The 25,107-nt window shown below is 65.0% G+C and carries 19 protein-coding genes; 2 read left to right on the top strand and 17 right to left on the bottom strand.

The annotated features are described in order from the left end of the window. Nucleotides 1–138 precede the first annotated feature (138 nt). Nucleotides 139–1,521, bottom strand: coding sequence for an ethanolamine ammonia-lyase subunit EutB (locus ACVJ19_RS22025; protein ID WP_453951088.1), 1,383 nt, complete (start codon nucleotides 1,519–1,521; stop codon nucleotides 139–141). Nucleotides 1,522–1,744: 223 nt separating this feature from the next. On the opposite strand from ACVJ19_RS22025, the gene ACVJ19_RS22020 reads away from it, so the two are divergent. Then, nucleotides 1,745–3,484, top strand: a complete 1,740-nt coding sequence (locus tag ACVJ19_RS22020; RefSeq protein WP_453951087.1) for a methyl-accepting chemotaxis protein — start codon at nucleotides 1,745–1,747, stop codon at nucleotides 3,482–3,484. 22 nt (nucleotides 3,485–3,506) lie between these two features. Here the strand turns inward: ACVJ19_RS22020 and ACVJ19_RS22015 are convergent, their stop codons facing one another. Both ACVJ19_RS22015 and ACVJ19_RS22010 read right to left on the bottom strand, forming a co-directional pair. Next, nucleotides 3,507–4,154 carry a hypothetical protein gene (locus ACVJ19_RS22015; RefSeq protein ID WP_453951086.1) on the bottom strand — a complete coding sequence of 216 codons (648 nt, stop codon included), beginning with the start codon at nucleotides 4,152–4,154 and terminating at the stop codon, nucleotides 3,507–3,509. A 9-nt stretch (nucleotides 4,155–4,163) separates the two neighbouring features. Then, nucleotides 4,164–4,955, bottom strand: coding sequence for a hypothetical protein (locus ACVJ19_RS22010; RefSeq protein WP_453951085.1), 792 nt, complete (start codon nucleotides 4,953–4,955; stop codon nucleotides 4,164–4,166). Nucleotides 4,956–5,365: 410 nt separating this feature from the next. Here ACVJ19_RS22010 and ACVJ19_RS22005 point away from each other — a divergent pair, with 410 nt between their 5' ends. Further along, a complete protein-coding gene (locus ACVJ19_RS22005; RefSeq protein ID WP_453951084.1) occupies nucleotides 5,366–5,821 on the top strand; it encodes a DoxX family protein in 456 nt (151 codons plus the stop codon). A gap of 148 nt (nucleotides 5,822–5,969) precedes the next feature. Here ACVJ19_RS22005 and ACVJ19_RS22000 read toward each other — a convergent pair whose 3' ends face one another. The 14 genes from ACVJ19_RS22000 to ACVJ19_RS21935 form a co-directional block, all read right to left on the bottom strand. Further along, nucleotides 5,970–6,119 carry a hypothetical protein gene (locus ACVJ19_RS22000; protein ID WP_453951083.1) on the bottom strand — a complete coding sequence of 50 codons (150 nt, stop codon included), beginning with the start codon at nucleotides 6,117–6,119 and terminating at the stop codon, nucleotides 5,970–5,972. A 374-nt stretch (nucleotides 6,120–6,493) separates the two neighbouring features. Beyond that, a complete protein-coding gene (locus tag ACVJ19_RS21995; RefSeq protein WP_453951082.1) occupies nucleotides 6,494–7,447 on the bottom strand; it encodes an ABC transporter substrate-binding protein in 954 nt (317 codons plus the stop codon). A gap of 229 nt (nucleotides 7,448–7,676) precedes the next feature. Continuing rightward, the gene (locus ACVJ19_RS21990; RefSeq protein ID WP_453951081.1) at nucleotides 7,677–8,648 is read right to left on the bottom strand and encodes an ABC transporter substrate-binding protein; all 972 of its coding nucleotides are present in this window, start codon (nucleotides 8,646–8,648) and stop codon (nucleotides 7,677–7,679) included. A gap of 231 nt (nucleotides 8,649–8,879) precedes the next feature. After that, a complete protein-coding gene (locus ACVJ19_RS21985; RefSeq protein WP_453951080.1) occupies nucleotides 8,880–10,097 on the bottom strand; it encodes an acyl-CoA dehydrogenase family protein in 1,218 nt (405 codons plus the stop codon). Between the two features lie 192 nt (nucleotides 10,098–10,289). Beyond that, nucleotides 10,290–11,501 carry an ABC transporter substrate-binding protein gene (locus ACVJ19_RS21980; protein ID WP_453951079.1) on the bottom strand — a complete coding sequence of 404 codons (1,212 nt, stop codon included), beginning with the start codon at nucleotides 11,499–11,501 and terminating at the stop codon, nucleotides 10,290–10,292. 251 nt (nucleotides 11,502–11,752) lie between these two features. Then, nucleotides 11,753–12,328 (bottom strand): HdeD family acid-resistance protein, encoded by a 576-nt coding sequence (locus ACVJ19_RS21975; protein WP_453951078.1) that lies wholly within the window; start codon nucleotides 12,326–12,328, stop codon nucleotides 11,753–11,755. A 128-nt stretch (nucleotides 12,329–12,456) separates the two neighbouring features. Next, on the bottom strand, nucleotides 12,457–13,980 hold the full coding sequence (locus ACVJ19_RS21970) for an FAD-dependent oxidoreductase (RefSeq protein ID WP_453951077.1): 1,524 nt from the start codon (nucleotides 13,978–13,980) through the stop codon (nucleotides 12,457–12,459). A gap of 78 nt (nucleotides 13,981–14,058) precedes the next feature. After that, entirely contained in the window at nucleotides 14,059–14,952 is an 894-nt protein-coding gene (locus tag ACVJ19_RS21965; RefSeq protein ID WP_453951076.1) for an alpha/beta fold hydrolase, read from the bottom strand. A gap of 112 nt (nucleotides 14,953–15,064) precedes the next feature. Further along, the gene (locus ACVJ19_RS21960) at nucleotides 15,065–15,892 is read right to left on the bottom strand and encodes a metal-dependent phosphohydrolase (protein WP_453951075.1); all 828 of its coding nucleotides are present in this window, start codon (nucleotides 15,890–15,892) and stop codon (nucleotides 15,065–15,067) included. A gap of 320 nt (nucleotides 15,893–16,212) precedes the next feature. Beyond that, nucleotides 16,213–17,091: a transglutaminase family protein gene (locus ACVJ19_RS21955; protein ID WP_453951074.1), complete on the bottom strand. Its 879-nt coding sequence runs from the start codon at nucleotides 17,089–17,091 to the stop codon at nucleotides 16,213–16,215. Then, on the bottom strand, nucleotides 17,088–19,601 hold the full coding sequence (locus ACVJ19_RS21950; protein WP_453951073.1) for a circularly permuted type 2 ATP-grasp protein: 2,514 nt from the start codon (nucleotides 19,599–19,601) through the stop codon (nucleotides 17,088–17,090). The genes ACVJ19_RS21955 and ACVJ19_RS21950 overlap by 4 nt, the downstream gene beginning before the upstream one ends. Before the next feature lie 24 nt (nucleotides 19,602–19,625). Continuing rightward, nucleotides 19,626–22,895 (bottom strand): transglutaminase family protein, encoded by a 3,270-nt coding sequence (locus ACVJ19_RS21945; RefSeq protein ID WP_453951072.1) that lies wholly within the window; start codon nucleotides 22,893–22,895, stop codon nucleotides 19,626–19,628. Nucleotides 22,896–23,294: 399 nt separating this feature from the next. Then, nucleotides 23,295–24,599: a methyl-accepting chemotaxis protein gene (locus ACVJ19_RS21940; RefSeq protein ID WP_453951071.1), complete on the bottom strand. Its 1,305-nt coding sequence runs from the start codon at nucleotides 24,597–24,599 to the stop codon at nucleotides 23,295–23,297. Then, nucleotides 24,577–25,098, bottom strand: a complete 522-nt coding sequence (locus ACVJ19_RS21935) for a PAS domain-containing protein (RefSeq protein ID WP_453951070.1) — start codon at nucleotides 25,096–25,098, stop codon at nucleotides 24,577–24,579. The genes ACVJ19_RS21940 and ACVJ19_RS21935 overlap by 23 nt, the downstream gene beginning before the upstream one ends. Between the last annotated feature and the right edge of the window lie 9 nt (nucleotides 25,099–25,107).

The raw sequence follows: 25,107 nt of genomic DNA, 5'->3' as shown, positions 1-25,107 counted from the left end.
CCCCCGCCACGCTCGACCTGGTTGCGGAAATTGCCAGCCAGACACATAGCGTAATGCCGTCGCCGGAATTTCTCAATATTGTGGCATGAGCATAATTCCGAGGGGGACCAATGGTTTCCCGGGGGACTCCCGGCCGCGTCACGCGATCAGCCGCGAGGCGAAATCGGGCAGCAGGCCTGCATCGCCGGCAAGGCGGAAATCGGCGCCCGCAATCCCCGACTGCACCAGCCAGTCGTCGAATTCCGGCGCGCGGCGCAGACCGAAGACGTCCCGGACATAGAGCGCGTCGTGAAAAGAGGTGGACTGGTAGTTCAGCATGACGTCGTCGGCGCCGGGCACGCCCATGATGAAGGTGACGCCGGCGGCCGCAAGCAGCGTCAGCAGATTGTCCATGTCGTCCTGGTCCGCCTCGGCATGGTTGGTGTAGCAGATGTCGATCCCGAGCGGCAGGCCGAGCAGCTTGCCGCAAAAATGATCCTCCAGCCCCGCCCGGATGATTTCCTTGCCGTCATAAAGATACTCCGGGCCGATGAAGCCGACGACGCTGTTGACGAGCAGCGGCGCAAAGGCGCGTGCGACCGCATAGGCACGGGCCTCGCAGGTCTGCTGGTCGACGCCGTGATGGGCGCCCGCCGACAGCGCCGAGCCCTGCCCGGTCTCGAAATACATCACGTTCTGCCCGACCGTGCCGCGCCTCTGCGACAGCCCGGCCTCCTGTCCCTCCTTCAGCAGCGCGAGGTCGATGCCAAAGCTGCGGTTGGCCGCCTCGGTGCCCGCGACCGACTGGAAGACGAGGTCGACCGGCACACCCTGCCCGATCAGCGACAGCGTCGTCGTGACATGGGTCAGCACGCAGGCTTGCGTCGGAATCTTCAGCCGCGCGATGATCTCGTCGAGCAGACGCAGCAATTGGGCGATGACGGCCGGATCGTCGCTGGCCGGGTTGATGCCGATGCAGGCATCGCCGGCCCCCAGCAGGATGCCGTCGAGAATCGAGGCGGTGATGCCCCTGGCATCGTCGAACGGATGGTTCGGCTGCAGCCGCGTGCTCATCCGCCCCTTCAGGCCGATGGTGTTGCGGAAGGCGGTGGTGACCTCGCATTTTCGCGCCGCCAGGATCAGGTCCTGGTTGCGCATCAGTTTTGACACTGAAGCGGCCATCTCCGGGGTGATGCCGGGTGCCAGCTTGCGCAGGATGTCGGGCGTTGCAGCATCAGACAGCAACCAGTCGCGGAAGGCCCCGACGGTCAGCGATGCCACCGGCGCAAAGGCCCTGGCGTCATGGCTGTCGATGACGAGGCGGGTGACCTCGTCGGTCTCATAGGGAATGACGGCTTCCTGCAGGAATTGCCCGAGCGGCACGTCCGCGAGCGCCATCCGCGCCGCGATCATCTGCTCGGAGCTGGCAGCGGCAATTCCGGCCAGCCGGTCGCCGGAGCGCGGCGGTGTCGCCTTGGCGAGCAGGTCGCGCAGGTCAGGGAAAGTGTAGGTCGTGGCGTCGATGGTGTGGCGGTAGACCAAGGGCCTCTCCGGGGTTCGTCGGCCAACGGCCGACTCCAGGACTATCCTGACACTATACCTTCGGATCAAGACGCTGAAATATCTTAGCTTTCATTCGACCAAGGACGAAGGGAGCCAATCGGCGCGTTAACGCCGCGTCCATCTTCGTTTCGCATAGTTTTGCATCAATTCCGCACGACCGCGCTCACCGGCCGCTTCAGGCCATTCCGGGCCCCTGAACACCATGACATCCGACCGATCTGGGAATGCCGCCACTCTGGCGGGCCGCTTTACGCTTGCCACCAAGCTCTACGCGATCTTCGCGCTGTTCGCGCTGCTCACGGCGGCGATCGCGATGCTGTCCGACTACAACAGCCGCCGCAACGCCGACCTGACCAGCGCGATCGAGACCGCGAATGCGGCCGCGCTGAACGTCGAGCGCGTCAACTCGCTGGTCTACGCGGTCGTGATGGAATCGCGCGGCGTCTACATGTCGACCGAACCGGCCGTGGTGAAGAAATACGGCGAGGGCCTGCTCAAGTTCAACGCCCAGATTCTCGATGTCGTGAAGCGCTGGGAGACCATCGTCAAAGCCGACGATGCCGAGCAGTTCGCAACGTTCAAGAAGCGCATCGAGCAGTTCGTCGAATTCCGCAAGGAGCTGGTGCGCCGCGGCGTCGAGATCAACGCGGCCGCGGGCCGCGAATGGGGCGACAACGACGCCAACCGCGCGGTGCGTTCGGCGCTGAACAAGGATCTCGAGGCGCTGTCCAAGGTCTATGCCGAGCGCGCCAAACAGATCGCGCGCGAGACCGAGACCAACCGCACCCTGTCCTTCGTCCTGACCTGCCTCGGCGGCGTGGCGCTGGCCCTCGTCGTGATCGGCATCGTCATCATCGCCCGTTCGATCGCCCGGCCGCTCGCCGCGATCACCGCGACCATCAAGCAGGTCGCCGACGGCGCCGACAACGTCGTGGTGCCGCATAGCCATCGTGCCGACGAGATCGGCGCACTCGCCCGCGCGATCCAGGTGTTCCAGGACGCGATGGGGCGCAACCGCAACCTCGCCTCGCAGGTCTCTCAGGACTCCGCCGCGCGCGAGGCGCGCGCCCGCCATATCGAGCAATCCGTCGAGGCATTCCGCGAGGCGATCGGCGCCATCATGCGCGGCCTCAGCGACAACGCCGCCGTCATGCGCGAGACCGCGCAGACCATCACCCGCGTCACCGCGGATGCGAGCAGCCGCGCCGGCACGGCGGCCAACGCCACCGAGCAGGCCTCGCACAACGTCACGGCGGTCGCGGGCGCGGCCGAGGAGCTGTCGGCCTCCGTCGAGGAGATCGGCCGCCAGGTGCGGCAGAGCGCCGGCGCAGTCGAGCAGACCGGCCAGCGCACCGAGAAGTCGATCGCGGAGATCGAGAGCCTTGCGGCCGCGACCCAGCGCATCGACGGCGTGCTCAGCCTGATCCAGGCGATCGCCGAGCAGACCAACCTGCTCGCGCTCAACGCCACCATCGAGGCCGCGCGTGCCGGCGATGCCGGTCGCGGCTTTGCCGTCGTCGCACATGAAGTGAAAGCGCTGGCGGGACAGACCGCGAAAGCGACCGCCGACATCAGCGAAAACGTCGCGAAGATCCAGGCCTCGACCCGCAACGCGGTCGACGCCGTGCGCGAGATCGGCGGCGCGGTGCGCGAGATCAACGAGGTCACCTCTGCCATTGCCGGCGCCGTCGGCCAGCAGGACCAGGCCACGCGCGAGATCTCGTCCAACGCGCAAAGCGCCGCGCAAGGCAACGAGACCCTCGTCGCCAACATCACCTCGCTGCGCGACGCCATCGGCGAGACCGATACGGCGGCGACGTCCGTGCTGACGGCGGCGAGCAGCCTGACGGAAACGGCGGAGACGCTGTCGCGGGAGGTGGAGACGTTCTTCCAGAACCTGCGGTCAGGGGCGGCGGATAGCCGCGTCGCCAGGGCGGGATAGCGGCGCCTCTACCGCTCCCAGGTCAGCGGCGTGCTCGCTGCAATATTCGAACGCGGCCGCCGGCATCCTCGACTTCACGATACTGGCTCAGTTCCACCTTGAGCTCGGGATCCGAATTGGCCCAGGCCAGCCAATCGAACGGGACCGAACTCAGCAGATAGGTATCCACGAGGATCACATCCGGACGACCGCTTCGCAGGTCCGCCAGCAACTGCCGCCGCTCGAAATTGACGATGCCGTCGAGTTTTGCCCGCTCGCCTTGAGTGAGCTGCGAGCTTTTCTGTTGCAGTATTGCGCCGGCCGCCAACAGTTGCACACAGGAGTTGCCGACCCAGGTCCCATTGATCTGACGGACGAGCGGATGCCCCAGGGCGACGTGATCGCCAATCGTGATCAGCCGCGGGGGCTTTGCAAGAGCCTGGATACGCCCCTCCAACGGCGGAAACGGCCGGATCTGCAGCGACAAGCAGGACCCGAGAAGCATAATGACAGCAAGACCGCAGATCATGACCGGCAGCCGCAACGTCTTTGTACGAACATGCAGCAACGGCGCGGCAATCGCAAACATGCAAAGCGCAAATGCCGTGTATGTCCAGCCCTTGCCCTGGAGAACGAAACTCGCGGCTCCGCCAACCGCTGCGGCGAGCCACGGGGTCGCGTCGCCGCCCAATTTGAAGTCCTACGGAGCCAACAGGCGCAGAAACCCGATGGAAGCCGCTATCACGATGATCGGGAAAGGAAGCAGACCGTCCAAATCCAGCCTCAACGGCAGATAGGCGGCGGTGACCATCGGGGCATAGGTAAACAGATAAGCGGGAAAGACGATGACCAGCACCGCCCCGTAACCGATGACGACAGCAGCGGCCGCACACGCTTCGGCAGTGAACAAGGGCCTGAGAGAACGTTGGCGGAAGGCGCCGAGGACGATGGGAAGGCCTGCCACGAGAGCAAGGTGGGGCTTGAGGCTCATGGCCAGCCCGGCACCCAGTCCTGCCAGGACCGCAACCGGTCCGGGAGCAAGACCGCGCCAGCGGATCGCAGTGACGGCGACAAAAGGGGTCAATGCAATGACGGCTATGTGTTCACGTTGTCCGAATACGGCGCTCGGAAAAATTGCGAGCAGAAACGCGAGCAGGCAGGTTGAAATACGTCTCTCTTCAGCTCCGAACTTTGCCGTCGCAGCGGCGCCATCGATTACAAGAAGCGCGCCAACGATCTCGATCATCACCAGGATGATCACGATGATCTCGGGCGCAATGCCGGTTATTCGCGCCAGCATCGTTGCCGGCATGTACAGGTAGACCGATAGCGGCGGATTCAGCTCAAAGACGTCGACCCCAAGCTTGCCGCCATCCAGAACTTTCTCGCCTTCAGTCAGCAGGCAGCCCAAATCCGCGTTAAGAACGACCGGTATTTGAACGAGCAGGGCCGTCAAGAGGATCGCGGCCACGATAATCCAACGCTGATTCATGCCGTAGCTGCTTCCAGGAATAGTCCAGGGCTGACCGTCTCCTCCGACTCGGCAAAAGCGCTCTCGTCGCGCGGAAGCGGCCTGCTCTCTATCAACCTGCGTAAACCCGCAAGATGCAGACGGCGCTATTCTCAATCATTAGTCGTTACTATTGTCCTACAACAATGCGAAACAATATTGCTTCACGGCCGAACGCCGGAGCTCCCGTCGCTTCGCTCCGGGGATTGCAGGACGGTCGCCTCGACGCGGACGCGGCCTGTAAAGTCGTCGGTGGCTCGGGCTCACACAAGCATAAGCAATGGGAGGCGCTGCAGCGCATCATGCGCCCGCAACACGCCCTTCATGCAGCTCGCCGATCGTGATAGGATCATCGATATTCAGGTGCCGTCCTCAGCGACAAGGCAGCCACCATGCTATTTCGCTCTCCCTGGTCCACATCTGGGATCGACAAGTTCGCCACCGGCAATGCCGACCTGCTGATCCTGGTCGGCCGCATCCTGCTGGCCTGGGTCTTCGTCGGCAGCGCGTACGGCGCGCTTAACAACTTCAGCGGCTCGGTCGGCTATTTCCGGTCGCTGAACGTTCCCGCGCCCGTGCTGTTCACAACTTTCACCGTCGCGCTGGAAATCGTGATGTCGGCTTGTCTGATCCTCGGCGCAGGCACGCGCTACTGCGCGATCGTGGTGTTCCTGTTCGTTTTGTCGGCGACTGCAATCGGACATCGCTACTGGGAATATCCCGCCGGTGCGCAACAGATCGGGCAGTACAATCATTTCCTGAAGAACATCTCGATCATGGGCGGCGCTCTGTTGATGTTTGTCACCGGGGCGGGCCGGTTCTCCCTCGACCGGAGGCTGACAGGCTAGCAGCGTCGTTCGCTTCAGCCTCTTCCGCGGTGTGCAGCCGATAACCTGCCCGAACTTGCCTGAATCGCGGCGCAAGTGTCTTCGCCACTCGCAAGCTGCGAGTGCGTCAGGCAACACGATGTGGCCTTGAAGGAAGGCCGTTACCGCATCACTTCGCTCTTAGCCTGAAAGCAACCTCGAGCAGATGGCCGAGCCGTTTCGAGAGCGGCTTCAGGCGCTCAGCCATGATCATGAAGAGAAGCATCAGCCACGTCGCCAGCGCGGCACACCACAACAGGCTTTCCAATGTCTCGGGCATGAAAGGCCCCCTTTAAAACAATTACTTGAAATACGAGCAGTGTCGCCGAATGGACCCGGCGCGGCAAGCCCTCCCAGAAGTGGCAACCTCGCCGAAACACTCGGAACGGCCGTCGCGATGAAAAATTCGCCAAGGCTCCGGCGACCGGGTGCGCGCCGCCGAGGCTGTAAACGAGCGGCAGTCGGCTACCGTTCAAGCTCTGCCGTTCGATGATTGGGTCCCATTTGGGCCAGAAGCCCGGCCCGAAATCATTCGATCGCCTTGCCGGCAAACGAGCCCCGACTTCATCGCGGCTCTAGCCGTGAACCTCGATCGCGGAGCCGGCGTCCGTCAAAAGCCCGGACTTGGTCGCGGAAAACCCTTTTCAGGACCGCCTATTCAATCACCTCATCGGCACGAGCAACGAGGATCGATGGCAGCTCAATTCTGATGGCGCGTGCCGTCGCGATATTCAGGACGAATTCGTATTTCGAAGCCTGTTCCACCGGAAGGTCGCCCGGCTTTGCTCCCTTCAATATCTTGTCGATGTAGAAGGCGACATACCGATACATGTCATTGAAATTTGGGCCATAGCTCATGAGCCCGCCGGCCTCCACGTTGGCTCTATTTGCGAACATCGTCGGCAATTGGTATTTGATGCCTAACTCCGCAAGAGCGCGCCGGCGGGTGTTTGTGACCGGGGACGACGGCACGAGCACCGAATTGACTTTCTCGCTCACCATCAGATCAAATGCTCGAACAAAATCATCAGCCGTTCTGATTGGTGCCCCGACCAACGTAATGCCTTTGCGCGCGGCTGTTTCTTCAAGCACCGATACTACGCGCACGTGGGTTGGCGTCGTGGAATTCCACATGACACCCACTCGCGGTGGGCCAGGTATCGCTTCGGCGAGAATCTCCAGTCCTTTAGCGGACATTTCGGTGAGCACCATCGACACGCCAGTTACATTGCCGCCTGGCCGCGCAAGACTCGACACGTGTCCAATACCAACCGGATCGGCATGCTGCGCAAATACGATAGGAATCGTTTTTGTGGCCCGGAGCGCTGGCTCAACTTGAGTCGATGCCGGAGCAATGATTATGTCCACATTCAAACGCGATAATTGCTCCGCAAGTTCGCGCAGCTCAGGAACATCAGCTGCCCATCGAAACTCCACCAGCAGGTTGCGCCCTTCCAAGTACCCGAAGCGCTTCAGCCCCATGCGCAAAGCTTCGATCTGATCCCTCCAGTCTGCGGCCTGCCCCAGACCAAGAAATCCGATGCGTGGCACCCTCGATGTCGGTTGCGCCACTCCTTCCAGGGGCCACACCGCTGCACCAAGCGCCATTGTAATGAATTGTCGCCGCCGCATGTCTCGCCCCGAAGCTCTGGAGATGGCTCGCAAATCTTCGCTAGCCTCAGACTATTAGCATATGGGCACCGCTCCTGGCAGGTTCGCCAGGGGCCAATGACACCGGTCTATACCAGATCGCGATAATTCCGGTTCACCCGCGGCTACGGGCATGTTGCAGCACCGCGCCAACAGGCGCGAGGAGCCAATAAGCCAGGCAGAGTGCCTACTCGATCACTGCATCGGCCCGCGTCAGCAGGGTCGGTGGCATGTTGATGCCGAGTGCCTTGGCGGTCTGGAGGTTTATGACAAGTTCGTACTTGGTCGGCCGTTCGACCGGCAGATCGCCGGGTTTCGTACCCTTGAGAATCTTGTCGACAAGGGTCGCAGACCGGCGAAACTGATCTGGCAAGTCAGTTCCGTAGCTCAAGAGGAAGCCCGCTTCCGCGTATTCTCTCACCGCAGAGATTGCAGGCAGCCGATTTCTGACGGCCATGATGCCAATCAGGCCGCGATGGTTGAACAGCACTCCATCGCTCAGCACGACGAGCACCTGCGCGCGCTCCCTCACCATTGTCGCGAACGCTGGTTCAAGTATGTCCGGGCCGCGCGCTTCGGCCGGGACAAGCGTCAACCCCAGCGCTTGGGCAGCTTCGCGCAGCGACGTCAGGCGGTCCTGATTGGGCGCAAAGTCCGGATTCCACAGAATGCCCACACGCGAGAGGTTCGGCAGAGTGTCCTTCAGAAATTCGAGCCGCTTGCCGTTGATCTCATCGCCGGGCTCCGAGCTGAACCCGGTGACATTGCCACCCGGGCGCGCCAGACTGGCGACAAGTCCGGCACTGACCGGCTCAGCACTGTTAGCCATCACGATCGGGATCGTCCGGGTCGCCTTCATGGCCGCAACCGTGGTCGCATTGGTTCCGGAAACGATGATGTCCACGCCGAGCCCGGCCACCTCTGCGGCAAGTGCCGGCAGCCGCCCCATGTCTCCGTCGGCAAAACGGTACTCGATGACGACATTCTCGCCAACGCGGTAACCAAGGCTCCGCAGGCCCGCTTCGAAGGCTCTAACATTGCGAAGTGTTTGCTCCCGCGACGCGCTCGCGAGATAGCCTACCCTGTAGACCCACCTTGCCGGTTGCTGCGCACGCGCGCCGAGCGGCCACGTCGCTGCCGCCCCGCCGATCAACCCCATGAACTCGCGTCGTCTCATCGAGCACCGCGAAGGAAACGCCCGTCGATGTTCAAAGCCTAGCACTTTGCGGCGAGACAGCTAGTGAGAATGGGCAACTAGTCGGATGTCCGAAGCTGCGTCCCTATGTCCGAGATCGGTCACAAGCCGAAGTGCGCAATTCCTTGCCCCTCATCTACTGCATTCCTCTATGCGCACACCCATGAATGCACGTCCTGGCGCAGGATGACACCTCTACCCCGCCATCACTCCGCCGCGCCTGATCAGCTCCTTCCCCAACGCTGCCAGATGCACCTGGTCCGGCCCATCGCCGATGCGGATGAAGCGGGCGTAGACGTAAGCACGCGCGAGGAACGTGTCCTGCGAGACGCCGGCGGCGCCGTGGATCTGGATGGCGCGGTCGATCACGCGGGCGGCCATGCCGGGGACCACGATCTTGGCCGCCGCGATTAGGTCGCGCGCAGCCTTGTTGCCTTCGCGGTCCATCTTGTCGGCGGCTTGCAGCGTGAGGAGGCGCGCCTGCGCGATCTCGCAGAAGGAGTTTGCGATGTCCTCACGCACCGAGCCCTGCTCGGCGAGCGGCTTGCCGAAGGCGACGCGGGAGACCGACCGCTGGCACATCAATTCCAGCGCGCGCTGGGCGCAGCCGATCAGGCGCATGCAGTGATGGATGCGGCCGGGCCCGAGCCGCCCTTGCGCGATCTCGAAGCCGCGGCCCTCGCCGAGCAGGATGTTTTCCGCGGGCACGCGGACGTTGTCGTAGACGATCTCGGGATGGCCGACCGGGGCATCGTCGTAGCCGTAGGTGAGCATGTCGCGGACGATGAGCACGCCGGGGGTCACCTTCGGCACCAGGATCATGGATTGCTGGCGGTGGCGGTCGGGATGGTCGGGCGCGGTCTTGCCCATCACGATCAGGATCTCGCAATCCTCGTTCATCGCACCTGACGTGAACCACTTTCGTCCGTTGATGACGTAATCGCCGCCGTCGCGTTTGATCTCGCACTGGATGTTGGTGGCATCGCTGGAGGCGACCTGCGGCTCCGTCATCGAGAAGCCGGAGCGGATGCGCCCTTCCAGCAGCGGCGTCAGCCAGCGCTCCTGCTGCGCCTTCGTGCCGTAATTGGCGAGCACCTCCATGTTGCCGACATCGGGCGCCGAGCAGTTGAAGGCCTCGGGCGCCCAGAGGATGCGGCCCATGATCTCCTTCACCGGCGCGTATTCGAGATTGGTGAGACCCGGTCCGTGCTCGCCTGACAGGAACAGATTCCAGAGCCCCTGCTCCCGCGCCAGCCGCTTCAGATCCTGGAGGATCTGCGGCGTCTTGTAGCGTGTGGCCTCCGGCTTGACCTGCTCGTAGTAGAGCTCCTCGACCGGCTCGACATGGGTCCGCATGAACTGGCGGACGCGCTCCTGCAGCTCCAGCGAACGGGCGGAGTGTTGAAAATCCATTCTATTCCTCCCGCTCGCCGATGCTCGCGCCAGTCCCGTAGGGTGGGCAAAGCGACTTGTCCGCCGTAGCTCGAAGAGCGAAGGCGGAAGCGTGCCCACGCTTTCTCTCGATAATCATTGATAGGTGGTGGGCACGGCGCAAGTGCGCCTTTGCCCACCCTACGATTCCGAGTTCGCGGAGAGAGCGCCGCCTCACGTCCCGCGCAAGAGCTCGCTGGCCACGACCCAGTCGTTGCCGTCGAACTGCAGCATGTAGCCGTCCTTGATCGGGCGGAAATCCTGCGGCGTGGTGTTGAGGGTGATGCCGGGCATCAAGAGCGACAGCGGCACGTTCTTCAGGTTGGCCGCCTGCGCCATGATGTTCTCGCGCGTCAGATTGTCCTTGCACTGCCTCAGCAGCACCACCAGCGCTTCGGCGACGGTGTAGCCGTAGAGGCCGGCGACGTTGTTGATGTCGGCATTGGGCAGGCGCTTCTTCATGAAGTCGATATAGGCCGTCATCGCCGGGTCGTCCTTGGGCGTCTCGACGAACGGCTTCAGCGCGCCGAGCGACAGCACGCCCTTGCCGGCATCGAGCCCGGCCGGCGCCATCACGGTCGCCTTGTTGGCGCAGCCGCTGGCGAGGAAGCGCGTCGGCTGCCAGCCGACCTCGTGCGCCTTGCGGATCGCCTGTGCGCAGGCGCGCGGCGTCACCGAGTAGATCATGAAGACGTCGGCCTTGGTGTTGGCGAGTGTCAGCACCTGCGAATCGACGGTGGGATCGGCGACCTCGAAGCTCGAGGCCATCGCGATCGCCTTGTCCGCATCGGCACCCAGCGCCTCCCTGACGCCGCGCAGATATTCCTTGCCGGCGTCGTCGTTCTGATAGAGCACCGCAAAGCGCGCATTCGGGTTCTTGGCGCGGGCATAGGCGACGTCGATCGCGGCCTCGCTGGTGTAGTTCGGCGCCCACGGCAGCGCCATCGACCAGGGCATGTTGGCGGGATCGTTCCACTTCGAGGCCGAGCTGATCAGGAACAGCTGCGGCACCTTGTTGCTGTTGAGATATTTGGCGATCGCCGAGCTCGGCGCGGTGCCCATGGTCGCGAAGATGAAGGCGACGCCGTCGCCCTCGACGAGGCGCCGCGCGGCCTCCATGGTCTTGGGCGGCGAGAAGGCATCATCCAGCGAGATCAGATTGAGCTTGCGGCCATTGACGCCGCCCTTCTCGTTGACCTCGTCGAAATAGGCCGAGATCACCCGGCCGGTGATGCTGAGCGGCGAGGCCGGCCCGCTATAGGGCATGGTATTGCCGATCTTGATCTCGATGTCGCTGACGCCGGGACCATAGGATTTTTGTGCGGAAGCAGGCGTGGACAGGCAGGCGGCAGCCAAAGCTGCGGCCAGGGCCAAAGCGGCTCTCATGGTGTCTCCCCGATGATATATCGCCGCGCGGCGAAGCGGCCGCGCTGCGCGCGGCTTTTGTCAGCGCGCCAGATCAGCGGAGTTCCGCAAGATGGTCTTGCGTCGAGTTGCTGATGGCCTGCTGCGCGCCTAAAGCGCGATGAGATTTGGATGAATCGTCATCGCGCTTTAGGTTATTGTTTGCGCATGATCTTTCCGGAAAACCGCTTCGCACTTTGCGCTAACGCGGCCCTTCGGGTCCGGATCATGCTTTAGCCGCGTCGCTTCAGGCTGAAGCCGAGGCTGATCCAGCCGGCGCCGGCCATGATCAGGTCGATGCCGAGGAACAGGCCGAGGATGTAGACGCTGTTCACCGGCCAGCGCGCCACGATCAAGAGGCCGAGCAGCAGCGTGATGACGGCCGACAGCGCCACCCAGACCCACGGGCTCTCGCGCTTCATGCTGAAGGCGAGAAACAGCCTGACGGCGCCCGAGGCGATCAGCGAGGCGCCGAGAAACAGCGTCAGCAGGACAGCCGCGAACAGCGGATTCTCGAAGGTCAGGAAGCCCGCGATCACGTAGAGCACGCCGAGCAGCGCCCAGATCAGGAACTTGCCCCAGCTCTTCATCTGGAACGCGCCGATGATCTCGGTGACACCAGCGACGATCATCATGGCGCCGACCACGATGACGCTCGCCACCGTCGCCATCACCATGCTGCCGAGCGCAATGAAGCCGGCGATGAGATAGACGACGCCGAGCGCGACGATCCAGCCCCATTTGGCATGCAGCGCCGCGATGCCGGAGCCAAGGCTTGGATGATGAGGCGTATCGGAAGCAAGGGTCATGGCGGCCACTCCTGCATGCGAAGCCCGGGGGCACACGCCAGAATAGCACGCACCGTGCCGGGACGACAGCCAGCAGAGCACCGTCACCGGCAACAACATTGACGCAAATCAAGATCTAATGCGGTGCATCATCCGCGCGAGCGCTCTATCTCGAGCTCGGCCCTGAGATTGTCGAGATCGCGATAAATTGAAGCGACCGCTAGCACGTGGCCGCCCTTGCGGTACTTCAGCAGGCAATCCTTGCCGGCAATGCTGCCGTCGATGGCGACCTCGTCGAAGCTCTCGGCATGACCGACATAGTTGATCGGGACGTCGTAGTGCTGGGACCAGAAGAACGGCACGGCGTCGAAGCGTTCGCGCCGGCCGAGCATGTTGCGCGCCGCGGTCTGGCCCTGGCGCTCCGCCACCACCCAATGCTCGACGCGGATGGTGTGCCGCGAATGCGGATCGGGCCAGCGCGCGATGTCGCCGGCGGCGAAGATGCCGGCGACGCTGGTTTCGAGATATTCAGTCACGCTGACGCCGCGGTCGGCGGCAAGCCCCGCCTGCTCGGCGAGCGCAAGGCGCGGCCTGACGCCGATGCCGACCACGACCAGGTCCGCCTCGATGACGGCGCCGCTCTTCAGCGTGGCGCGGGGGCCCTCGAGCCTCTCCACCGTGTCCTCGAGGTGGAACCTGACGCCCTTCTTTTCGTGCAGCGTACGAATGAAGTCGCCCATCTCGGACCCGAGCACCTTCTGCATCGGTCTCTCCTCCGGCGCAACCACATGCACCTCGAGCTTGCGCGCGCGCAAGGACGCCGCGACTTCCAAGCCGATGAAGCTGGCGCCGATCACCAGCGAACGCTTCGCGCCGCCGGCGGCCGTGATGATGGCGCGGCTGTCGGCGACGGAGCGCAAGGTGTGGACGTGGGGCTGCTCCGCACCCGGGATCTGCAGCTTGACGGGCTCGGCACCGGTCGCAAGCAGCAGCCGGTCGAATAGCAGGCTGTCGCCATTGCCGAGGGTCACGCTGCGTGCTCTTGGATCGATCGCCGCAACGTTCGTGCTGAGCCTGAGATCGATGCCGGCGCTCTGATAGTAGTCCTCGCCCCGCAGCGGCAGCCAATCCTCCGGCGCACTGCCGGCAAGGTAATCCTTGGAGAGATTCGGCCGATCGACCGGCATCGCGCCGTCATTGCTCAGCATGGTGATGGTGCCGGCAAAGCCTTCGCGCCGGAGCGTCTCCGCCGCAGCGAAGCCGGCGGCGCCGCCGCCGACGATGACGAATTTTTCGGGTGTCGGCGCATTGCGATGCGCGGCCGACGGCTTCGGCGCCTCACGCTTGCGCTGAACCAGAATCCTGTCCCGGTCCTGCGTCACCTCCCAGACCGCCAGCGCATTCAATGCCGGCGGACGCGTGGCCTCGCCTGTGCGCAGCGAGAAGCAGGCGTGATGCCAGGGGCAGCGGATGGTGTCGTCCACGACCAGGCCCTCGGCGAGCGGACCGTGATAGTGGCTGCAGGCGGGCTCGATTGCAAAGATCTCGCCGCCGGCCTGCACCAGCAGAACCTCTTCGCTCCCGACATGGCCGAGCAGCTTGCCGTCCTTGAAGTCGGCGAGCGATACGCCCCTGGTCAGATCCGGCCCGCTCGGCTTCTTGTCCTCGCTCATGGTCACCTCCTGACAGCATAATGCGCAACTCAGGAATTGGACGACGGGACGCGCAAAAGGTTCCTGCGATCGCGAAAATCAGGGACCGCCCGCCTCGCGCACGTCGAGCACGGCCTGCGCCCATTCGGCCGGCCGCTCCTGCGGCAAATTATGGCCGGCGCCCGCAAACACGCGCCGCTCGAAGAATCCCTCGAACTTGTGCGCGTGATGGGCGGTGCCGGGATTGACGCCGTCGCGGTCGCCGTCGATCGCGATGGTCGGCACGCGGACCTGTGGCTGCGCGGCGAGCTTCGCCTCGATCGCGGCATAGGCGGGATCGCCTTCGACCAGCGCATAGCGATGGCGATAGGAGTGGATAACGACATCGACGAAATCAGGATTGTCGAAGGACGTAGCGCTGTTCTCGAACGTCGCATCGTCAAAGGCCCATGTCGGCGACCACATCGACCAGAGCTGGCGGGCAAAGCCGCGCCGGTTGCGCTCCAGCGCGCGGCGGCCGCGCTCGTTGTGGAAGAGATATTGATACCAGAGCGCCGCCTCCTCCGGCGGCGAGGCCGGCTCCATGGATCGGGCGATGTTCTGGATGTTGTAGGAATTGCCTGAGACCAGCCCGACGACGCGCTCGGGATACAACGCCGAAACCACGCAGGCCGCGCGTCCGCCCCAATCGTAGCCGCCGACGATTGCGCGCGCGATGCCGAGCGCGTCCATGAAGGCGAGCAGATCGGCGCCGAGCGCGGCCTGCTCGCCGGAGCGCGGTGTTGCAGCGGAGCGAAATCGCGTCGGCCCATAGCCGCGCAACCAGGGTACCAGCACGCGCGCGCCGGCTTGCGCGAGGATCGGCGCGGCCTCGGCATAGGCGTTCACGTCGTAGGGAAAGCCGTGGCCCATGATGCAGGGCCAGCCATCGGGCGCGCCGTAGTCGCGATAGGCGATGTCGAGGACATCCGTGGTGATGGTTTTTTGTTGCATGGTTTTCTCACGGATTTCCGCGGTCGTAGCCCGGATGGAGCGCAGCGCAATCCGGGGTTCACGGATACAGGCGTCCCCGCATTCGCTTCGCTCCATGCGGGCTACAAGAGCCTTACTTCTGCGGCCCGGACAGCGAGATGTCGCGTTCGGCGCGGAACACGTTGCTGTAGAGATTGGCGATCCACTGCCGGCCGATCTCGGTCTTGTTGAGATAGCCGATCTCGGTCTGGATGTGCGGTGCGACGCTGTTCCAGTAGAATTGTGGATAGCGGTTCACGATGTCGGCGGGCGAGTCGTAGCCGAGCTGCCGGTTCATGCCCACTTCCTCGAACTCGTAGTAGAGCGCGTTGGCCTTGCGCAGATAATTGGGATCGCCGAGCTGGCCGATGAAATCGGCGGCGCGCAGGATCGAGGCTTCGTCGTCATATTCCTGCCCCTCACGGGCCGGAAAGCGCGTCCCCTCGATGGCGCGGGCAACACGCTCGGAGTCCACGCCGCGGATCGGGGGAAGCCGCCGCCGCACGAAAAGTTTCGACCGGTCAACGTGATACATCATCAGACTGGCATCGGATGCGCCGCGCGGCAGCGACACCTTGGTGCCGGCCTCGTCGATCAGGAAACCGTCCTCGTCGTCCTCCGCGAACAGGCCGCGCACATAGCCGATGTCGTGGGCGAGGCAGGCGATGAGGATATGAATGTAGTCTTCAGCATCGAGATGCGTGTGCAGATTGCGGCCAAGCATGATCGCCTGGGCTGCCAGCGTCACCAGCATCGTATGCTCGATGTTGTGATAGAGCGCATCGCTGTTGCCGATGCATTCCATCGCGGTGCGCGTCGAGGCCTCCACTACCCTGGCATAGGAATCGTCATACCTGCGACGCATGAACGAGCCCAGCAACTTCTCCAGGGATTCAGCCGCCAGTCTCGGTAACGTCATCATGGATGCAGCCCCGCTTGTCGGTGGTGTCCCACGCCAGCTCCCGACGTCCCATTGTTGCCTTCGACGCAAGAGCCAGCATAGCCCATCTTGGGCCGAGGGACCAAATCCCGGACCCAAATTACGTAAATTATGTTGCTCTTGTGCCCTGCGACATCGTGGTTGCGGTCGCGGCGCGACACAGCCGGGCCGACCAGTCGGAGGCTCCGCCCAGGCGCGGAAATCAAATTCGCTTTATCGCACGTCGGCGCAAGGCCGGCGCAATGAACCGCAGCCTGGCGCATGCGCCTGCATCGTCTTCGCGACCGCGGCGGAGGCCGCCGTCACTCCACCAGCAGCACGTCGACGGCGACGCCGAGCTTCTGCTTCGGCGAGCCGACGATGATGCCGTCGACCGGCGAGACGTCGGAGAAGTCGCGTGCCACCGCGAGCACGATATGGTCGTTCGCGACCAGAAGATCGTTGGTCGGGTCGAAATCGACCCAGCCCAGTTCCGGCCCGCACCACAGCGAGACCCAGGCATGGGTGGCGTCGGCGCCCTGCAGGCGCGGCTGGCCCGGCGGCGGAATGGTCCGCAAATAGCCGCTGACATAGGCCGCCGGCAGACCGAGCCCGCGCAGCCCTGCGATCATCACATGGGCGAAGTCCTGGCAGACGCCATGGCGCTTGTCGAAGACCTCGTTCAGCGGGGTCGAGATCACGGTGGCCTTGGGGTCGTAGCGAAACTGGTTGCGAATGCGATGCATGAGATCGACCGCGCCCTTGAGGATGCCCTCGCCGGGTGGAAAGCTTTCCGCCGCATAGGCGCTGACCGGGCGCAGCACCGGCACCAGGGGGCTCGCAAAGACATAGCCGACCGGCGATGACGGCCCGAGGCTGGTCGCCTCAAACGCGATGTCGCGAATGCTCTCCCAGGGCGGACTGGAAGCATCGCGCGCCGGCGGCTGGCGCGATACGGAGACGCGCGAGCGCGAGTCGATGCGCAGATTGCGATGCGCGGCCTCGATGACGACGCTCTCGGTCAGCGTGCCGAAGAAGTCGCGACGAACGTTACGCTCGGACGGGCGCGGACGGATCTCGGCCTGGTGCGAGATCAGCTCCTGACCGTTGCCGCTTCTAGGCTCCAGCCGCAGCGTGCAGCGGGCGAAGCTGACCGGACTTTCGTATTCGTAAGTCGTCACGTGACGGATGTCGTAGATCACGCCAGCCCCGTCAGCTTTTCCGGCCGGCTGGCATTCGGGCCGTGCGGGAAATAGTGCAGCCCGATCGCCTCGGCGAGGCTGAGCAGATCCTGTTCCAGCGCGAACAGCGTCTTGACCTCGAGCTTCTCGGCCTCGGCCGTCGCCAGCATCGCCTGCACCGCCACCGCAAGCCGCTGCGGCTGCTCGATCAGGCCGTGCTCCTTCAGGCTCGGCAGCGCCGCGATGTGCTCGTTCAAGGTCGCGACCTGGAAAGCCACCGAACGCGGATTGTAGCTGTCGAGCACCGCGAGGTCGCGCACGGGGGCGAGGATCGGCGCCAGCAGATAGCGCGAACGGTAGGTGATCTGGGAATCCACCAGCGTCAGCAGGATGTCGAGATCCTCGTCGCCGGCCTCGTCATATGCAAATTGACGTGCAAAGCGCGTGGTGTTGATGGCGCGCTCGGTGCGGCGGCCGATGTCGAGGAAGCGCCAGCCGGCGGCGCGGTTCATGTTCTCCTGCGCAAGGCCGGCGAAGCTCGCCAGCTCCTGCAAGGTCAGCTCGGCCGCGCTGAGCACGCTGTCGTCGTCCTCGACCTCATAGGCGAGGCGCTCGGCCATCTCGGTGATGACCTGCCAGGCGTCGGGCGACAGCCGCTCGCGCAAGGATGTCGCCGTGCGCTGGGCTGCGCGCACCAGCGAAAGCGCCGAGCCGAAACGCTCCGCGCTCTGCAGCGCCTCGGCGACGATGCGCCCGGGCGCCGCGCGCGAGGTCTGCGAGATCGCGCCCCAGGCCACCAGCATGCGCTGGATGCGTTCGGCCGATTGCAGCGAGGCCGCGGTGCCCTTGTTGGGCCCGCTGGGCGAACCCAGCGCGCGCACCAGCCGCAGCGTCGCCTCGGCGCGTTCGAGATAGCGGCCGAGCCAGAACAGATTGTCGGCGGCACGGCTCGGCAGCACGCCGGCGATGCGGCGGATGCGGACCTTGTCGGTCGCCGGCAGCAGCGTCGCGGTCGAGACCTGCTTGTCGGAGACGACCCAGACGTCGGCGGCGCGGGCGCCGTCCCCCATCGACACCGCGCGCGCATCGGCCTGCTCTGCGATCCGGCAGAAGCCGCCGGGCATGATGGCCCAGCCGTCCGCCGTTGCGGCCGCGAACACGCGCAGCACGAAGGGACGCGGCGTGATCTGGCCCTGCTCCCACACCGGCATGGTCGAGAGCCGCACCACCTCCTGGCCGACATAGTCCATGCCGCGCCCGCTGATCGCGTCGATCAGGCGCTGGCGTCCGGATGCGTCGAGCTCGCTCGCAAGCACCGGCCCCGTGCTGTCGAAGCCGGGCACGCCGCGACGGTAAGCGCCTTCGATCGCGACCTCGTCGAGCCGCGACAGCACCTCATCGCGCGCGCTGCGCTGGCCGCACCACCAGGTCGCGATGTGCGGCATCTTCAACTCTTCGCCGAGCAGGCGACGGCTCAGCGCAGGCAGGAAGCCGAGCAGCGCCCGTGCCTCCAGCACGCCCGAGCCCGGCATGTTGGCGACGACGACGCCGTCCTTGCGCAGCACGTCGATCAGGCCGGGCACGCCCAGCCGCGAGGAGGCATCGAGCTCGAGCGGATCGAGCGAATTGGAATCGACGCGGCGCAAGAGCACGTCGAGGCGCTTGAGGCCGGCAACGGTGCGGATGTGGATGCGGTTGTCGCTGACGGCGAGATCGTCGCCCTCGACCAGCAGGAAGCCGAGATAGCGTGCCAGCGTGGCGTGCTCGAAATAGGTCTCGCTGAAGCTGCCGGGCGTCAGCACGCCGATCCGTGGTTCATCACGGTCGGCGCGCGCGCGCAGACTGTCGCGGAACGCCTCGAAGAACGGCGCGACGCGCGGCACGTTCATCGACTTGTAGAGATCGGAGAAGGCGCGCGAGAGCACCAGGCGATTTTCCAGCGCATAGCCCGCGCCTGACGGCGCCTGGGTGCGGTCGCCGAGCACCCACCAGCGGCCGTCGGGGCCGCGGCCGACATCGGCGGCATAGATCGAGAGATAGCGCCCGCCCGGCGGCGGCACGCCGCAGACGGGGCGGAGATATTCGGGGCTGCCGGCGATCGCCGCCGCAGGGAGCGCACCTTCTGCAACCAGGCGGCCCTCGCCATAGATGTCGCGCAGCACGAGCTCGAGCAGCTCGGCGCGCTGGGTGATGCCGGCGCAGAGCTGCTGCCAGTCGGCCTCGTCGATCAGCAGCGGCAGATGGCTGATCGACCAGGGCCGGTCGGCGCTGTCGCCGGGCGCGCGGTAGGTGACGCCGGCCTCGCGCAGATGGCGGTCGGCCATGCCGAAGCGACGCTCGACCTCGTCGGGGGCGAGCGCACCGAAGGCGTCGAAGAAGCGGCTCCAGACCGCGCGCGGTGCGCCGTCGGGCCCCAGGAACTCGTCGGGAATGCCGGGCAGGCGGCTATAGTCGCGGACCCATTGCGTGATACGTTGCTGGGCCTGTGCCCTGCCCGCCTGGTCGTTGCCTTCCGCTGCGCCCTCGCCCATGGGCCTTTCCCTCCACCCTCATACTCATTGCAGGAGCGGGGTCCGCAAGTCGAGGGTCAGCGGAAATTCATTTGTGCGTTCCTCGGGTGGCGGCTGCATAGGACCCGGGGTGTGGCCGTGATCCTGGAAGCGCGCCAGCCGCCGCGCCTCGGCCTCATAGGTGTTGACCGGCTTGGTGTCGTAGTTGCGACCGCCGGGATGGGCGACGTGGTAGACGCAGCCGCCGAGCGAGCGGCCGTTCCAGGTATCAATGAGATCAAAGGTCAGGGGCGCGTGGACGGGGATGGTCGGGTGCAGGCCGGAGGCCGGCTGCCAGGCCTTGAAGCGGACGCCGGCCACGGCTTCGCCCGAGCGGCCGGTCGAGGTCATCGGCAGGCGGCGGCCGTTGCAGGTCACGATGTGGCGCCCCTCGACAAAACCCTCCGCCTTGACCTGGAGCCGTTCGACCGACGAGTCGACATAGCGCACGGTGCCGCCGGCCGAGCCCTCCTCGCCGAGCACATGCCAGGGCTCCAGCGCCTGCCGCAGCTCCAGCGTCACGCCGCCATGATGGATACGGCCGAAGGCGGGGAAGCGGAATTCGAGCTGGGCCAGATACCATTCCGGCTCGAACGGATAACCGAACTGCTTGAGCTCGGTGAGCACGTCGAGAAAATCTTCCCAGATGAAATGCGGCAGCATGAAGCGGTCATGCAGCGCGGTGCCCCAGCGCACGAACTTGCCGGTCTGCGGCTCGCGCCACATCTTCGCGATCAGCGCGCGGATCAGCAGTTGCTGGGCCAGCGACATGCGCGGATCCGGCGGCATTTCGAGCGCGCGGAATTCGACGAGGCCGAGCCGCCCGGTGGGACCGTCAGGCGAATAGAGCTTGTCGATGCAGATCTCGGCGCGATGGGTATTGCCGGTGATGTCGACGAGCAGATGCCGGAACAGCCGGTCCACCAGCCACAGCGGCGTCTGGTAGCCCGGTGGCGGCACGTGCGAGAGCGCGATCTCGAGCTCGTAGATGCTGTCGTGGCGCGCCTCGTCGATGCGCGGCGCCTGGCTGGTCGGGCCGATGAACAGGCCGGAGAAGAAGTAGGACAACGAGGGATGCCGCTGCCAGTACAAGACCAGACTCTTCAGGAGATCGGGCCGGCGCAGGAACGGCGAGTCCTGCGGGCTCGAACCGCCGACCACGACGTGGTTGCCGCCGCCGGTGCCGGTGTGGCGGCCGTCGACCAGGAAACGGTTGGCGCCGAGGCGGACCTTCCCTGCGTCCTCATAGAGGCCGGAGGTGATCTCGACCGCATCGCGCCAGCTCTTGGCCGGCTGGATGTTGATCTCGATGACTCCGGGGTCGGGCGTGACCTTGATGACCTCGATGCGCGGATCGAACGGCGGCGGATAGCCCTCGACATGGACCTGGAGCTGCATCTCCTCGGCGGTGGCTTCGAGTGCAGCTATCAGCTCGAGATAATCCTCGATGCGCTCGACCGGCGGCATGAACGCGCAGAGCACGCCGTCGCGGACTTCGACCGACATCGCGGTGCGGACCGGGATGGAGGTGTTGAGATGCTCGGGCGCGACGCGTGGCGGCGCTTCCGGGCGCGCCGCCAGCGTGAACACCGGCAGCTTGCCGCGCGGCTCCATCGGGTCGCGCTCGATGATGTAGGGATATTGGTTGGGCGGGACGTAGCCGAGTGAGCCGATCGGCAGGCGCAGGCCGAGCGGTGAATCGCCTGGCGTCAGGAACAAATGATTGCGCCGGAGTTGCCAGCGCTCGCTGCGCCAGCGCGGCGGCGCATTCCAGCGCTGCACCGGCAGCACGAAGCCGCGCGGCGTGTTGAGGCCCTGCTCGAACACCCGCGCCATGCGCGCACGCGCTTCCGGATCGGATAATTTGGAGTCGGTCGGACTGACGTTGACGGGAAGCTCGGCTTCCTTCTGAAGCCAGAGCGCGGTGTCCTCATAGGCCGGCATGATATAGCCGGGATCGAGCCCCAGCCGCAACGCCGCGCCCTCCATGAAGGCCTCGGCGTCCTTCGTCTCGGCAGGCCGGGGATTCTCGATCTTGGCGATGAGATCGGCGTTCTTCCAGATCGGCACGCCGTCCTTGCGCCAGTAGAGACCGAAGGCCCAGCGCGGCAGGCTCTCGCCCGGATACCATTTGCCCTGGCCGTAATGCAGCAGGCCGCCGGACGCAAAGCGCGTGCGCAGGCGGCGGATCAGATCGTCCGCGAGCGTGCGCTTGGTGGGACCAACGGCCTCCGTATTCCACTCGCCCGCTTCGAGATCGTCGACCGAGACGAAGGTCGGCTCGCCGCCCATGGTGAGCCGCACGTCCTGCGCGGCGAGATCGCCGTCGACCTGCTCGCCGAGATCGTTGAGCCGCGCCCAGGATTCGTCGGAGAACGGTTTTGTTATGCGCGGCGCCTCGCGGATGCGGCGGACGCTCATGTCGAATTCGAACTCGACCTCGGCAAAGCCGGCGCCGCCGGAGATCGGCGCAGCCGAGCGATAATGCGGCGTGGCGGCGACCGGGATGTGGCCCTCGCCCGCGAGCATGCCGGAGGTGGCGTCAAATCCGATCCAGCCCGCGCCCGGCAGGTAGACCTCGGCCCAGGCGTGCAGATCGGTAAAATCGTTCTCGACCTCAGGCGGCCCCTCGATCGGATCGATGTCGGGACGGATCTGGATCAGGTAACCGGAGACGAAACGCGCGGCGAGCCCGAGATGGCGCAGCGTCTGGATCAGGAGCCAGGCGGAGTCGCGGCACGAGCCGGCACCGGAGGAGAGCGTCTCCTCCGGCGTCTGGACGCCGGGCTCCATGCGGATGATGTAGCGGACGTGCTTCTGAAGCTCGCGGTTGAGATCAACCAGGAAGTTGACGGTGTTGGGAGCTTCGTGCGGGATCGTGTCGAGAAATTTCGCGAACAGGCGATCGGGCTTGATGGTCTCGAGATACGGCGCAAGCTCCGTCTTCAGGTCTTTGGTATACTCGAACGGAAAGCTGTCGGCGTAGGGCTCGACGAAGAAGTCGAACGGGTTGACCGTGGTCATCTGCGCCGTGAAGTCGACCTCGAATTTCAGCTCGGTGGTCTTCTCCGGGAAGACGTAGCGCGCGAGCCAGTTGCCTTGCGGGTCCTGCTGCCAGTTCACGAAATGGTTGGCCGGGGTGACCTTGAGCGAATAGCTCAGGATCGGCGTGCGCGTGTGCGGCGCCGGCCGCAGGCGGATGGTCTGCGGTCCCAGATCGATCGGGCGGTCGTATTTGTAGTGCGTGACGTGGTGTAATGCGACGTAGATCGACACGGGGTGCGGTGCTCCAGCAGCTTTTTTGAGCAGAACACCTGACGTCAATGCGATCAAGCACTAACAACGGGCAGAGGGTGCCTATGCAAGGTGCGGGCCGAGTGTTTGTGGGGCGTTATCCGGTACGCCGGCGACGCTGTAACCCCGAACTCAGTATCGTAGGGTGGGCAAAGCGAAGCGTGCCCACGTCTGTGCCCGATTGATGCGAAGACGTGGGCACGGCGCAAGTGCGCCTTTGCCCACCCTACGATTCTACGACGTCGCCACAGCGTCATGGCCGGGCTTGTCCCGGCCATCCACGACCCTTCGTTTGCGGTCCCCAAGAACGTGGATGCCCGGGACAAGCCCGGGCATGACGACCTCTTGTGGATCCAGGTGCTGTGGCTCCCCTGCGCAGCCCTACGCCGCCGAGGTCAGCCGCTGCAGGAACTGCGTCACCTCGCGGCGGAGCGTCTCGACTTCACCGTGGACGCGCTCGGAGGCGGTGTTGACGCGGCTGGCGACGCGGCCGGTGTCGGCGGCGGCATCGCTGATGCCTGTCACGTTGGAGGAGACCTGGGAGGTGCCGGCCGAGGCTTCCTGGACGTTGCGGGCGATCTCGCGCGTCGCGGCCCCCTGCTGCTCGATCGACGCCGCAATGCTGGCGGTGATGTCGTTGATCTCGGCGATGGTCTGCGCGATCGCCTCGACGGCCGCGACCGAATTGGTGGTCGACTGCTGCATCTCGCCGACCTTGGCGCTGATCTCTTCGGTCGCCTTCGCGGTCTGGTTGGCAAGGCTCTTGACCTCGGAGGCCACCACCGCAAAGCCGCGGCCGGCGTCCCCTGCCCGCGCCGCCTCGATGGTGGCGTTGAGCGCGAGCAGATTGGTCTGCGAGGCGATCTCGCTGATCAGCTTGACGACGTCGCCGATCCGCATGGCCGCGTCCGCCAGCGTGCGTATCTCGCTGCCGGCGCGATTGGCTTCGTTCACGGCGCGCCCCGTGCTCGTGGTCGAGCCAGCCACCTGGCGGCTGATCTCGGCGATGGAGGATGCGAGCTGCTCCGCCGCGCTGGCGACGGTGGCGACGTTGCGCGAGGCCTGGTCGGAGGCGCTGAGCACGCCGGAGGTCTGCCGGCTGGTCTTCTCGGCCGCCGATGCCATCTGGCCGGCGTCGGATTCGAGGTCGGTAGCGGCGCTCACCAGGGTGCCGGCGACCTGGTCGAGATGCGTGCCGAACTGTCTTGCGAGGTCCGCGATCTCGACCACGCGGCGGCCGAGGCTCTCGGTGCCGGAATTGATGACGGTGGCCGAACGGCGGAACGAGCCGGGCAGCCCGCGCGCCAAGATCTTGCGGAAATACTTGCCGCGGCTGGCATACTCCATCGATGCCGAAGCTTCGCGCTGGAAGGCGTCGGTGATGTCGAGCATGTCGTTGACGGATTTCTGGATCGCTCCGATCCGCCCGGCTTGCCGCTCGCTGAGGATGCGCGCCTCGAGATCGCCATGCGCCGCCTTGCGGCAGACATCGGCGACCTCATCGACCGCCAGCGCCGTGCGATGCTGGCACCAGAGGGCGTAACCGAGCAGCGCGACCGTCGCGCCGAGCAACACGGCATTGGCGATTCCGGTCACACCGAGAAACGAAAGTCCGAATGCAACGACGGCAAGAACACACGCGAGCGCGGTCGCTCCCTGGGCCTTAGAGAGAGAGCACAAATTCATCGTAACAGACACCCTGTTGCTTGAGCAGTCCGACCATCGCCTCGAAGCTCGCATGCATGCCGTCCCTGGCATTGGGATGCCGCGCTTCTTCCGCGCACAGCGTCTTGTAGATCGGCTTGATGCGCTCGATCTGCGCCGGATCGGGCTTGCGGCGGTTGGAGTGATAGCCGACGATATTGCCGCGCTCGTCGAAGGTCGGCGTGACGTGGGCGAACACCCAGTAATGGCTGCCGTCCTTGGCCAGATTGACGACGTAGGCGAAGATCTCCTGCTTGGACTGCAGCGTATCCCAGAGCAGCTTGAACACGGCGCGCGGCATGTCGGGATGGCGGATCAGGCTGTGGGGCGCGCCCATCAGCTCGGCGTAAGAGTATTTCGCCATGCGAATGAAGACGTCGTTGGCGTAGGTGATGCGGCCCTTGAGATCGGTCTTGGACACGATTAGCTCCTCCTCACCGAGGAGGGTTTCCACGCCAGTCGGCCGTATCGCACGCGTCATCGTTGACGA

It is taken from the genome of Bradyrhizobium sp. USDA 376 (assembly GCF_054063675.1).
This window is presented reverse-complemented; position numbering and strand designations above follow the sequence as displayed.

Coding starts and splice junctions, on each gene's coding strand:
- ACVJ19_RS22020 (WP_453951087.1), top strand. CDS start 1,745: ATGACATCCGACCGATCTGGGAATGCCGCCACTCTGGCGGGCCGCTTT.
- ACVJ19_RS22010 (WP_453951085.1), bottom strand. CDS start 4,955: ATGAATCAGCGTTGGATTATCGTGGCCGCGATCCTCTTGACGGCCCTG.
- ACVJ19_RS22005 (WP_453951084.1), top strand. CDS start 5,366: ATGCTATTTCGCTCTCCCTGGTCCACATCTGGGATCGACAAGTTCGCC.
- ACVJ19_RS22000 (WP_453951083.1), bottom strand. CDS start 6,119: ATGCCCGAGACATTGGAAAGCCTGTTGTGGTGTGCCGCGCTGGCGACG.
- ACVJ19_RS21995 (WP_453951082.1), bottom strand. CDS start 7,447: ATGGCGCTTGGTGCAGCGGTGTGGCCCCTGGAAGGAGTGGCGCAACCG.
- ACVJ19_RS21990 (WP_453951081.1), bottom strand. CDS start 8,648: ATGGGGTTGATCGGCGGGGCGGCAGCGACGTGGCCGCTCGGCGCGCGT.
- ACVJ19_RS21985 (WP_453951080.1), bottom strand. CDS start 10,097: ATGGATTTTCAACACTCCGCCCGTTCGCTGGAGCTGCAGGAGCGCGTC.
- ACVJ19_RS21980 (WP_453951079.1), bottom strand. CDS start 11,501: ATGAGAGCCGCTTTGGCCCTGGCCGCAGCTTTGGCTGCCGCCTGCCTG.
- ACVJ19_RS21975 (WP_453951078.1), bottom strand. CDS start 12,328: ATGACCCTTGCTTCCGATACGCCTCATCATCCAAGCCTTGGCTCCGGC.
- ACVJ19_RS21970 (WP_453951077.1), bottom strand. CDS start 13,980: ATGAGCGAGGACAAGAAGCCGAGCGGGCCGGATCTGACCAGGGGCGTA.
- ACVJ19_RS21965 (WP_453951076.1), bottom strand. CDS start 14,952: ATGCAACAAAAAACCATCACCACGGATGTCCTCGACATCGCCTATCGC.
- ACVJ19_RS21960 (WP_453951075.1), bottom strand. CDS start 15,892: ATGATGACGTTACCGAGACTGGCGGCTGAATCCCTGGAGAAGTTGCTG.
- ACVJ19_RS21950 (WP_453951073.1), bottom strand. CDS start 19,601: ATGGGCGAGGGCGCAGCGGAAGGCAACGACCAGGCGGGCAGGGCACAG.
- ACVJ19_RS21940 (WP_453951071.1), bottom strand. CDS start 24,599: ATGAATTTGTGCTCTCTCTCTAAGGCCCAGGGAGCGACCGCGCTCGCG.
- ACVJ19_RS21935 (WP_453951070.1), bottom strand. CDS start 25,098: ATGACGCGTGCGATACGGCCGACTGGCGTGGAAACCCTCCTCGGTGAG.